At 60.6% G+C, this 9,953-nt stretch carries 13 protein-coding genes; 7 read left to right on the top strand and 6 right to left on the bottom strand.

The window, feature by feature from the left end; genetic code table 11:
- Positions 1-45: 45 nt before the first annotated feature.
- The gene (locus ACYUCQ_RS00910) at positions 46-783 is read right to left on the bottom strand and encodes an LrgB family protein (protein WP_460252614.1); all 738 of its coding nucleotides are present in this window, start codon (positions 781-783) and stop codon (positions 46-48) included.
- Positions 783-1,124: a CidA/LrgA family protein gene (locus ACYUCQ_RS00915; RefSeq protein WP_460252615.1), complete on the bottom strand. Its 342-nt coding sequence runs from the start codon at positions 1,122-1,124 to the stop codon at positions 783-785. Before ACYUCQ_RS00915 ends, ACYUCQ_RS00910 begins: the two co-directional genes overlap by 1 nt.
- Positions 1,125-1,185: 61 nt before the next feature.
- Between ACYUCQ_RS00915 and ACYUCQ_RS00920 the strand changes: the two genes are divergently transcribed.
- Genes ACYUCQ_RS00920 through ACYUCQ_RS00930 form a run of 3 tightly spaced genes read left to right on the top strand, consistent with a single transcriptional unit; the run spans position 1,186 to position 3,682 of the window.
- Entirely contained in the window at positions 1,186-2,088 is a 903-nt protein-coding gene (locus ACYUCQ_RS00920; protein ID WP_460252616.1) for a PaaX family transcriptional regulator, read from the top strand.
- Between the two features lie 23 nt (positions 2,089-2,111).
- Positions 2,112-2,780, top strand: coding sequence for a class I SAM-dependent methyltransferase (locus tag ACYUCQ_RS00925; RefSeq protein ID WP_460252617.1), 669 nt, complete (start codon positions 2,112-2,114; stop codon positions 2,778-2,780).
- Positions 2,777-3,682: an FkbM family methyltransferase gene (locus tag ACYUCQ_RS00930; RefSeq protein WP_460252618.1), complete on the top strand. Its 906-nt coding sequence runs from the start codon at positions 2,777-2,779 to the stop codon at positions 3,680-3,682. Before ACYUCQ_RS00925 ends, ACYUCQ_RS00930 begins: the two co-directional genes overlap by 4 nt.
- Positions 3,683-3,842: 160 nt before the next feature.
- Here ACYUCQ_RS00930 and ACYUCQ_RS00935 read toward each other — a convergent pair whose 3' ends face one another.
- Both ACYUCQ_RS00935 and ACYUCQ_RS00940 read right to left on the bottom strand, forming a co-directional pair.
- On the bottom strand, positions 3,843-4,556 hold the full coding sequence (locus tag ACYUCQ_RS00935; RefSeq protein WP_460252619.1) for a hypothetical protein: 714 nt from the start codon (positions 4,554-4,556) through the stop codon (positions 3,843-3,845).
- Positions 4,557-4,686: 130 nt separating this feature from the next.
- Positions 4,687-5,304 carry a GNAT family N-acetyltransferase gene (locus tag ACYUCQ_RS00940; protein ID WP_460252620.1) on the bottom strand — a complete coding sequence of 206 codons (618 nt, stop codon included), beginning with the start codon at positions 5,302-5,304 and terminating at the stop codon, positions 4,687-4,689.
- Between ACYUCQ_RS00940 and ACYUCQ_RS00945 the strand changes: the two genes are divergently transcribed.
- A complete protein-coding gene (locus ACYUCQ_RS00945) occupies positions 5,303-6,532 on the top strand; it encodes an argininosuccinate synthase (protein ID WP_460252621.1) in 1,230 nt (409 codons plus the stop codon). The genes ACYUCQ_RS00940 and ACYUCQ_RS00945 overlap by 2 nt on opposite strands.
- 9 nt (positions 6,533-6,541) lie before the next feature.
- On the opposite strand, the gene ACYUCQ_RS00950 is transcribed toward ACYUCQ_RS00945, so the two are convergent.
- Positions 6,542-7,243 carry a type 1 glutamine amidotransferase domain-containing protein gene (locus ACYUCQ_RS00950; protein WP_460252622.1) on the bottom strand — a complete coding sequence of 234 codons (702 nt, stop codon included), beginning with the start codon at positions 7,241-7,243 and terminating at the stop codon, positions 6,542-6,544.
- A 153-nt stretch (positions 7,244-7,396) separates the two neighbouring features.
- Here ACYUCQ_RS00950 and ACYUCQ_RS00955 point away from each other — a divergent pair, with 153 nt between their 5' ends.
- A complete protein-coding gene (locus ACYUCQ_RS00955) occupies positions 7,397-7,846 on the top strand; it encodes an Mpo1 family 2-hydroxy fatty acid dioxygenase (RefSeq protein ID WP_460252623.1) in 450 nt (149 codons plus the stop codon).
- A gap of 195 nt (positions 7,847-8,041) precedes the next feature.
- Positions 8,042-8,461 (top strand): hypothetical protein, encoded by a 420-nt coding sequence (locus ACYUCQ_RS00960; protein ID WP_460252624.1) that lies wholly within the window; start codon positions 8,042-8,044, stop codon positions 8,459-8,461.
- Positions 8,462-8,466: 5 nt separating this feature from the next.
- On the opposite strand, the gene ACYUCQ_RS00965 is transcribed toward ACYUCQ_RS00960, so the two are convergent.
- Positions 8,467-9,141, bottom strand: a complete 675-nt coding sequence (locus ACYUCQ_RS00965) for a transglycosylase SLT domain-containing protein (protein ID WP_460252625.1) — start codon at positions 9,139-9,141, stop codon at positions 8,467-8,469.
- A 150-nt stretch (positions 9,142-9,291) separates the two neighbouring features.
- Here ACYUCQ_RS00965 and ACYUCQ_RS00970 point away from each other — a divergent pair, with 150 nt between their 5' ends.
- Positions 9,292-9,927, top strand: coding sequence for a hypothetical protein (locus ACYUCQ_RS00970; protein WP_460252626.1), 636 nt, complete (start codon positions 9,292-9,294; stop codon positions 9,925-9,927).
- Positions 9,928-9,953 lie beyond the last annotated feature (26 nt).

A 9,953-nucleotide genomic window follows, 5' to 3' on the forward strand; every position in this document is an offset into this window, starting at 1 on the left:
CCCACCCTTGCCCAACCCGCCTTGGCCCCGCGCGCCCTGAAGCCGTCAGAACCCCAAAAATCGGACCAAGATCGGCGCAAGGATCGCCGTCACCAAGCCATTCAGCCCAATCGCCAACCCGCCAAACGCCCCCGCTGTTTCGCTCTCCAGCAGTAACCGCGCCGTCGCCAGCCCATGCGCCCCGGTGCCACCGGCCAATCCTTGGGCGCGCCGGTCGGTAATGCGCAGCGCCTTGAACAAAGGCAGACACACCAAGCCGCCGAAAACCCCGGTCATCAACACAAAGACCGCAGTGAGCGAGGGAATGCCCCCCAAATCCTGAGCAATACCCATGGCAATCGGCGTCGTCACCGATTTTGGCGCAATCGAAATCACCACATTGCGCGGCGCGCCAAGCCAATGCACAATCATCATCGCCGAAACCGACGCCGTCACCGAACCGGCCACCAGCGCCACCAAAATCGGGATCAAATTGCGCCGCATCGTCGCCAAATTGGCATACATCGGCACTGCCAACGCCACCGTCGCCGGCCCTAACAAGAACTGCACATATTGGCCGCCGCGAAAATAAGCATGATACGACGTGTGGGTGATCAGCAAAATCGCAGCCAGCACCGCGATCGATACCATAATCGGATTCGACCACGCGGCATGGCGCGTGCGCCGATCGAGCCAAACCGCCCCCTGCCAGACCAGCAGCGTGATAATCAAGCCAAGCTGTGGCCCGCTTTGCAGATAAATCCACACATTATACAAATCATGGGGCATTAAATGATGCACCATCAGCGCTCACTCCGCGCCAAAAACTGCATCAACGCGCCGGTAACACCCAGCGCGAGCAAGGTTGACACCGGAATCGCAATTGCCACGGCCAGAGCGTTGGCGCGCAGCACACCGAGTTCGTTGACAATGCCAACCCCCGCCGGCACGAACAGCAAGCCCAAATTCCGCAACAAAGTCTGGCTCGTGGCTTGCATCGGCTCGCTCGGCCCGCGCCGAATAATCAACCATATCAGCATCAAGACCAGGCCCAGCACCGGACCGGGGATCGGCCACCCCGCCGCATGGGCGATGATGGTGCCGATCAACTGGCAAACGAGCAGGAGCGTAATGGCGCCAATCATATTGGTTCTCCAGCGGGAAGCAATTAAGATAGCTTTATGCGGTTTCGTTTGAAATTTGACCATGTCCTTTAGTGCAGACCCGATGATTGCCGGGCTGATCGCCCGCCTGCAAACCCAGCCCTCGCATACCGGATCACTGATCGTGACGATTTTCGGCGATGCCGTGCTGCCCCGTGGCGGCGAAATCGCATTATCCAGCCTATTGAGCCTTTGCGCTGATCTGGGTGTTGCCCCCGGTGTGGTGCGCACCGCCATGTCACGCTTGGCCGCCGATGGCTGGTTCACCAGTTGCCGCGCCGGGCGCGCGAGCTTTTACCGGATCGCCGCAACCAGGCGCGGCGAAATGATCCGCGCCAGCCGCCATATATTCGGCCCCGCCCGCCGCCCTGACGTGACGCAGCTCAATCTGGTCTTCACCGAAGGCAATGATTGGCTGCGCGCCCGCTTGGGGCGTTTAGGTTTTGTCGCGTGGCAAGGCGTGATGATCGCACCGCAGCGACCCTTACCGCCCTCATTGGCGCAGACGGCCCCAATGCTCACCGCAGCAGGTGATGCGGCATCGCTCCGCCAAGTCGCTGCCAAAGCGTGGCGATTAGAGGATTTGGCGGCCCGCTATCAGAGCTTTCTTACCACCTATCACGGCTTGGCCGCGCGCGCCCCCGCATTGCCGCCCCGCGAGGCACTGGCGGCGCGGATCTTGCTGGTGCATGATTTTCGCCGCATCGCCCTGCGCGATCCGCGCTTACCCGCCGCCTTGCTGGCCCAGGATTGGCCGGGCCACGCCGCCCGCCAGCTCTGTGCCATGATTTACCCAGCCCTGCGCGATGCCGCCGAGGCCCGGCTCGATGAAATCGGCACCACCGCGTCGGGAGCCTTGCCCCGAGCAGAACCGGACCTCGTGGCCCGATTTACCAACGAAGCCCGCGTCGGCGAAAAAATATCGCCGAGCGCAATCAAATATTAACCCACCGCCGCGATACTGGCGTCATGCACAACCAAGCATTCGATCCAATCGCCTATTGGCAATGGCGCTATCGCATTGGCGGAACCTCCGGCGCCGGTTCGCGCGGGCGGCTGGCCGCCTTTAAGGCCGAAATCGTGAACGGCGTGATCGCGGCCAATCAGATTCGCTCGGTGATCGATCTCGGCTGTGGCGATGGGGTGCAAATGTCCATGATCGGCGCCGACGCCCAAGGCCCGCATTATCTGGGGGTCGATGTCTCGCCGGAAGCGTTGGCCATGTGTCTCGCGGTGGGCGGTGGCAACCGGCGCTTCCTACTCTATGAGGATTTCGCCGCCGCCACACCCGCACACACCGCCGACCTCGCCATCTCGATGGATGTGATTTACCACCTCACCGATGATGCGGTGTATCATCATTATCTTGATGATCTATTCGCCTGCGCCGAACGGATGGTGCTGATTTATGCGAGCAACGTCAACGCTATGCCGCCAGACACCCATGTTCGCCACCGTTGTTTTACCGACACAATCAAGCATCGCTTCCCCGATTGGCGTCTGGCCGCCATGCAGCCCAACCGTTTCACGTTCGATCCCACACAACCCGAGCAAACCAGCTTCGCCGATTTTTACCTGTTTGCTCCCGCATCAACCGACGCATTCGTGACGATTTCGGCTTTGGAGCCCATCCTATGAGCGCCCACCGCCAGGAGCGCGCATTACCGCCATTGCCACCGTCCCGGCTGGTCACGTGTCGTGGTCGGCAGTGGTGGGTGCTGGATCATCCGTTGGTCGATCATGCCGTCGCAGAGTTGGTCAGTGGCTTTGAGGATTCAACGCTGCAATTTTTCGATGCCGCTTTGCCGCACTGCGCCCGCTTGATCGATGTTGGGGGCTATTTCGGTCTGCTCAGCCTTTACGCGGGCGACCGGGTCAATCAGGTGACGATTTTTGAACCGAGCCCGACTCACCGCTCGATCCTGCAAGCCAATCTCGCCTTGAATCCTAGTTTGGCCGCGCACAGCACCCTGGTTCCCGCCGCAATGGGCGCGCACGCGAGTGAACAACCGCTCTATCGCAAGGCCTTTGCCGATTCCGGGGCAAGTTTGTTCGAGGTGGTGGAGCGGCAAAATCTGCGCCGGGGTGAAGCGGAAGCCGTGGTCCGGGTGCTGCCCGCAGCCTCCGCCTTGGCCGAAGCTGGGCTGGATCGCGCCACCTTGCTCAAAATCGACATTGAGGGCGCAGAATACGAGGTGATCCCGGCAATCGCGGCCCTGCTCGCGCAGCATTTACCGTTTTTGCAAGTTTCGTTTCACCCGTTCAATCTAGTGGTGCCCGATGATGACATCGCCACCACATTGCTGCGGCTCCGCCGCATGATCGATGTGGTGGCAGCGCTGCGCTGCTACCCGTTCTGGTATCTGCTCGGCCCGGACGGCTGGCGGGAAATCACAGCGGATAATTTTACCGCATTTCTCCGTGACGAGCTGCTCAAAGCCAAGCCCGTCGCGCGGATCGCCTCGCCGCAATACGGCCTGATCGATGGCGTCGCCTTCTCGCCAACCCGCCTGAACTTGCCATCCGCTCCGTCGCGTTAACCCAACGAAATTGATCGACAAACAACTAATCGACAAACAATTAATCGGCAAACAAAGGCTGGAGCGTGATTGATGATCAGCAATCACGCTCTAACGGCTAGCCTTGTTGTCAGTGTATCGCGATGACCGTCCCAATCGCGGCGCGTCAGCGCGAAGCCGATCATTTCTGGCTGATCGGTCGATACGCAATCGCTGGCTCTGCCGATAGGGGCGCAGCGTTATGGCGCGTCGCCATCGGGTAATCGGCATAGGTCAGCAGCGAGGGTGGCGGCAGGGCGTTGGGTGGCAAATGCGGCCCCGCTGCGGGCGGCTGCGCGGTCATCGGCATCGGCCCCATCATCGGCCTTGCCGCGCCGGGATATGCCTGAGTCGGTGCGGCCTGTCGTCCCGCAGGCAGTTTCCCCATTGCGGCAGGCAGCGGTCCGCAGCCAGGGCCAAACCGGCGAACAAAGATTTGTGCATGGCCATTCGCGCCGGGCAGGATCTGCATTTGCTCGGCACAAGCGCCTTGCGGGCCGCCCATCATCACCATCGAAATCCGGGTTATCCCCGGCGCACCCGCTGGCAGCGCGGCCAAAGCCGGCATCCCTTGGCTAAAATCAGCCAAGCTCGCCTGAAGCTGCGCCTGCATTTGCGCCTGCATTTGCAGCATAGGGGCGAGCAACGCGGCCGGGCTAAGCATCGGCGGCAACGAAGCCACCGAGCCGGGCGTAATTATCAGCTTCATTGGCATTGCCATTCGCATCGGCATCGGCATCGGCACGGCAACCGGCAGCATCACCACAGCAACCGGCGCGTTGTTGGGTGCCGCACGGGCGGCGAGGGGCACAGAAAGGGCTGCAGCAAGCAAACCCAAATGCATCCGGGTCAACATTTTCGCTCCTTTTTGGTCAGGCTGGTTACTTCAAGTCGATTGGTCCACGTTGGTCGATGGTCGTGTTGATCGGTGCTCAATATTTGGATCATCCAAGGCCGAAATCCAGGCGATTCCAAGCCATCGCGCATCACATCTGCGCGCGGTCCTTCAAGGCGAGCCTCATCACATCAAATCTTGTCGGCCCGAGACCCGGCAGAATCGATATCTGCCGGGCAATCGGCACGAAGCCGTGCCCGCGCCAAAATATCTGTGCGGCACGATAATCCGCCTTCACCGCAATGCCGATCTGCGGGGCCGCGTGGTGCCGCGAATAAGCCACCAGCGCTTGCACAATATCCCCACCAAGCCCTTGCCCTCGCCAATCGGGATGCAGCAGCAATAACCCAATCCAGAAATCACCGGGCGCCGGATGCCCAAAGGCGCAATCGACGATGCCAATCAGCGTTGTTTGGTGAAAAATCGCCCAAACCCGCTTTTGGTCCCGGTCGCCATGCGGCGGCACATCGGCAAGGAAATTTTCGGTCTCACGCGGTCCTGGCGGCAGGCCGGTCGTTTCACAATAAAATTCGTGACAAGCCTCGCACACGCTTTGCAGCGCGGGCGCATGGGTCTCGTCAAGCGGCACCAGGCGGGTGCGGGTAGGGGAGGGTGGCGCAATCATCCTGGCGCAGAGTAGATCAACGGCGTGGCTTGGCAACGCTGAGCCCGGCTGATAGGTCGCGCAGCGAAGAGGAGTATGCACCATGGTCGATCGGAGCGTGAAGAAAATTGTCCTGGCCTATTCGGGTGGGCTGGATACCAGTGTGATTCTCCGCTGGTTACAGACCGAATATGGCGCCGAAGTGGTCACCTTCACCGCCGACCTCGGCCAAGGTGAGGAGCTCGAACCGGCCCGGCGCAAAGCCGAAATGTTCGGCGTCAAGGAAATTTTCGTCGAGGATTTACGCGAAACCTTCACCCGTGACTTCGTCTTCCCGATGTTCCGGGCCAACGCGCTCTATGAGGGCCAATATCTGCTCGGCACCTCAATCGCCCGGCCCTTGATCGCCCAACGTCAGATCGAAATCGCCGAAGCGGTCGGCGCGGATGCCGTGGCCCATGGCGCGACCGGCAAAGGCAATGACCAAGTCCGGTTCGAACTGGCCTATTACGCCCTCAAGCCGGATGTGCGGGTTATCGCGCCCTGGCGCGAATGGTCTCTGACCAGCCGCACCAAATTGCTCGAATTCGCCGAGGCCCAGCAAATCCCCATCGCCAAGGACAAGCGCGGCGAGGCCCCGTTCTCGGTCGATGCCAATTTGCTGCACTCCTCCTCCGAAGGAAAATTGCTGGAAGACCCCGCCGAAGCGCCCGATGAAATCGTTTATCAGCGCACCATCAGCCCCGAAGCCGCGCCGGATGTCGCCACCATCATTTCCATCGGGTTCGCCCGGGGCGATGCGGTCTCGCTCAACGGCGAAACCCTTTCGCCCGCCACAATTCTCACCAAACTCAACGCCCTTGGCCGCGACAATGGCATCGGACGGCTGGATTTGGTGGAAAACCGCTTCGTCGGCATGAAATCACGCGGCGTCTATGAAACGCCGGGCGGCACCATTTTGCTCGCCGCCCATCGCGCCATCGAGAGCATCACGCTTGATCGCGAAGCCGCCCATCTCAAAGATAGCCTGATGCCCCGCTATGCCGAGCTGATCTATAATGGCTTCTGGTTCAGCCCGGAGCGCCATATGCTGCAAGCCCTGATCGATGCGAGCCAAAATTCGGTTACCGGCACGGTGCGGCTAAAACTCTATAAAGGCAATGTCATCGTTATGGGCCGCGACAGCCCGAATTCGCTGTATTCAACCCGCATGGTGACCTTCGAAGACGATCAAGGCGCCTATAACCAGCAAGACGCCGCCGGCTTCATCAAGCTGAACGCACTGCGCCTGCGCCTCGCCGCCGCCGCCGGGCGGCGGGGCGGGGCGTTGTAAGCGCCAAGCTTACGCGGCTTGCGCCGGGCGCGCCTTCAGCGCCTTAATCACCGCGTCGGCCAGCGGCGCGGATGATTTCGGGTTTTGCCCGGTCAACAAGTTGCCATCCACGATGATATGCGGGGCAAAATCAGCGCCAAGGCTGATTTTGGCACCCTGCGCGCGCAGCGTGGCCTCAAGCATGAACGGCACCTTATCATCCAATTTCACCGCGCGTTCCTCGCTATCGGTAAAGCAGGTGATGGACCGGCCCTTGATGAAATCAGCACCATCAGCGCCCTTCAACCCCGCAAACGCAGCCGGCCCGTGGCACACGGCGGCGATGATTTTGCCCGCCGCATTAAAGCGCGTGATCGCGCTGCCAAGGGCCTTGTTGCCCGGCAAATCCCACATCGTGCCATGGCCGCCCGGCAGAAAAATCGCGTCAAACGGCGCCGGGTCAAGATTGGTGATCGGTTTGGAGTGGGTGAGTGCTTGCATCGCCTTGGCATCGTTTTGAAACCGCTGCACCGTGGCTGGTAATGGCGATTCGGTGAGGCTGCGACCATCGATCGGCACGGCACCACCGGCAATCGAAGCAATCGTCACGCTCGCCCCGGCATCGATAAACGCATAATAGGGCGCTGCAAGTTCCTCAAACCAAACCCCCGTCGGCTCAGCCGCGCCGGGGATGGTGTGATGGGACGTGGTTACAATGAGAATATGGTTCATCGGATTATCCTTTGATGATCAAGCGGCATCGCCGCGATGATGATCAGATGGGGATGACGCACGCCGATTGACACCGCCCACACGCAGCCCTGATCCGATCACGGGTCAAAACAGCCCTACCATCGGCGCACCGCGCCATGGTAACCTGCGACCATGAACCCAATTCTGAATGCCCGCCTCGCGCATTATGCCCAAAGCCATCAGGACCGGCGTAACGAACTGATCCATTGCGTCTGCGTCCCCGCCATTCTATTCGCGGTGATCGGCTTGATCGCCACGCTCAATCTGGCACTGGCGATCATCGCAATCGGCCTAGCCTTGGTTTATTATGCACGGTTGGGCAAATCCGCCGCCTTGCGCATGGCGCTCGTGATGGTGAGCATGCTCGTGATCTGGGTCTGGCTGGTTGAAGCGCTGTTCGGCGCGGAACTGGCGGTGGTCGGCGCGGTCCTGTTGTTTGTGCTGGCCTGGATTGGGCAATTTATCGGCCATCATTTCGAAGGCCGGAAACCCTCATTTTTCGAAGATGTGCAATATCTGTTGATCGGCCCGCTCTTCGTCATCGCGGTGCTCACCAGCACCGTGCCGCACCCCGCACCCTAGATCAATATTGGTTTAAATCGAATCGACAGATTCGACCTAAACCAATGAAATTGATCGGCAAAAAAGGCTGGAGCGTGATTGATGATAAACAATCATGCTCTGATGGGGTCCGCGCCCTGATTTAACCATGGTTGCACCCTGTATTCGCCATGATGACCCGCCATATGTCGATCACTAATTCAGGAGGAACCTATCATGATCAAGTTGCAACCGCGCCATACCAGGTCCGTGATCGTCGCGGCCGCGCTGGCCGCCGTGGTTGGGCTGGGTGGCTGCACCAACCCGTATGATCCGGGTCAACGCGCCCTCGGCGGTGCCGCTTTGGGCGCAGGGGCTGGTGCGGCGATCGGTGCGGCAACCGGCGGTAACGCGGCAACCGGCGCTCTGCTCGGTGCTGGCGTCGGCGCGCTCGGTGGCGCTCTGACCACGCCACAACGCCCTGGCTATCAGCAAGGCTACCAGCAAGGTGGCTATCAGCAGGGTGGTTATCAACAAGGCGGCTATCAACAAGGTGGTTATCAGGGCGGCTATCAGCAACAACCGCCGCCGCCTCCGCCGCCCCCGCCCGGTTACGGCTATCCGCCCCCGCCCCCGCCCCCGCCGCCGGGCTATTAAGTTGATTAGGGTGTAACGATTTTCGGTAAGCCCCCGCCGCTGGCCGGCCCGATATGGATCACATAAGGGTCGCTAATCAGGGCAGGGCGGTGCGGGGCGGTGGTTGGGCCATGATAGGTGCCGCCACGGCCCCACGCCGTCAGCACGCGCTCGGCATAGGGTACACCCAAAGCCGGCGTCCCCGCATGATATGCCGCAATGGCCGCAGACCAGGTGCCAAATTCTCCATGCAACAAATTCAGAAAATGTGCGGCATAGCGGGCATTGTCAGCCGGATTGAATGCATTCGCGAGGCTGGCGAACGCATGGGGATGATCGGCCAGATCAATCTGGAAACACCCAACATCGATATAATGCGCCCCACCAGCAATCGCATCGCGCACATACGCAATCGCGCTGCCCGCCGTGTTAAACCAGCGCCCCGTGCCATCAACATCAACGGCATAAGGCCAAGGGGTCATCGCCCCGGTCGCCGGGTCAACATGGCCGGTTTCCACCATCCCAATCGCGCGCAGCATCCCGCTCGGCAACCCGGCACGGCGGGTGGTATGATGCGCGGCATCCACGCAGGCTTGACCCGGCGATACCGCATGCACAACCGGTGCCGCCTGGGCCCAACCCGCTTCACGCGCCAACAACGCCAAAACGAAACACAAATTCAGAAGCCTGAAAAATCGCATGGATGGCTTCTGACCAGGGTTTAATGATATCGTCAAATCATTGCGCTTGTCGTGCTTGGTTAAAGCCTCCATGTTTACAACAGCATGTGTCGCTGCACCTTATCTTGCTCTATTCTTACGCGATCCCGAAACCAACAACGGAGACGATCGATGAAAAAACTCATGCTTGCCAGCGCTTCGGCCCTGCTCTTCGCCGGTGTGGCCATGGCCCAAACCTCATCACCCGCCGCGCCTGCCGCTCCGGCTCCCGCTGCGCCTGCTGCTCCGGCTCCCGCCACTCCGGCCCCTGCTGCCACACCCGCGCCCGCCGCCGCGCCCGCACCAATGCAAAAGCCAATGAGCCACATGGCGCCGATGTCGCACATGTCCCATATGTCTCATATGTCCCACATGTCCCACATGTCGCATATGGGCAAAGCAATGGCGCACCCGATCTCCGCAATGGCAAAAATGCCTGAAAACGCTCCGGCCAATGTCTATCTGCACATCGCAGGCCAAGCGATTATGGCCCATGACAAAATGCGCGCCCATGAAGCGCTGGGCCGCGCCGAAACCGACATGCTGACCGGCTCCTATGTGCAAGGCAGCGTCAATGGTCCGATCCAAACACCTGAGGTCGCCACCATCGAACAGGCCCGTCACGCCGTGATGGCTGGCGATTATCACACCGCCATGATGATGACCCACAAAGCCATGACCATGATGCACGGCCCGATGGCTCAAGGCGCGATGGCAGCCCCCAGCGCCATGGCGCATGGCAACACCATGGCACCGCCCGCCAAGTAACCTATTTCCCGCTCGATGACGACGCG

This window comes from Acidiphilium sp. MT5 (assembly GCF_054767495.1).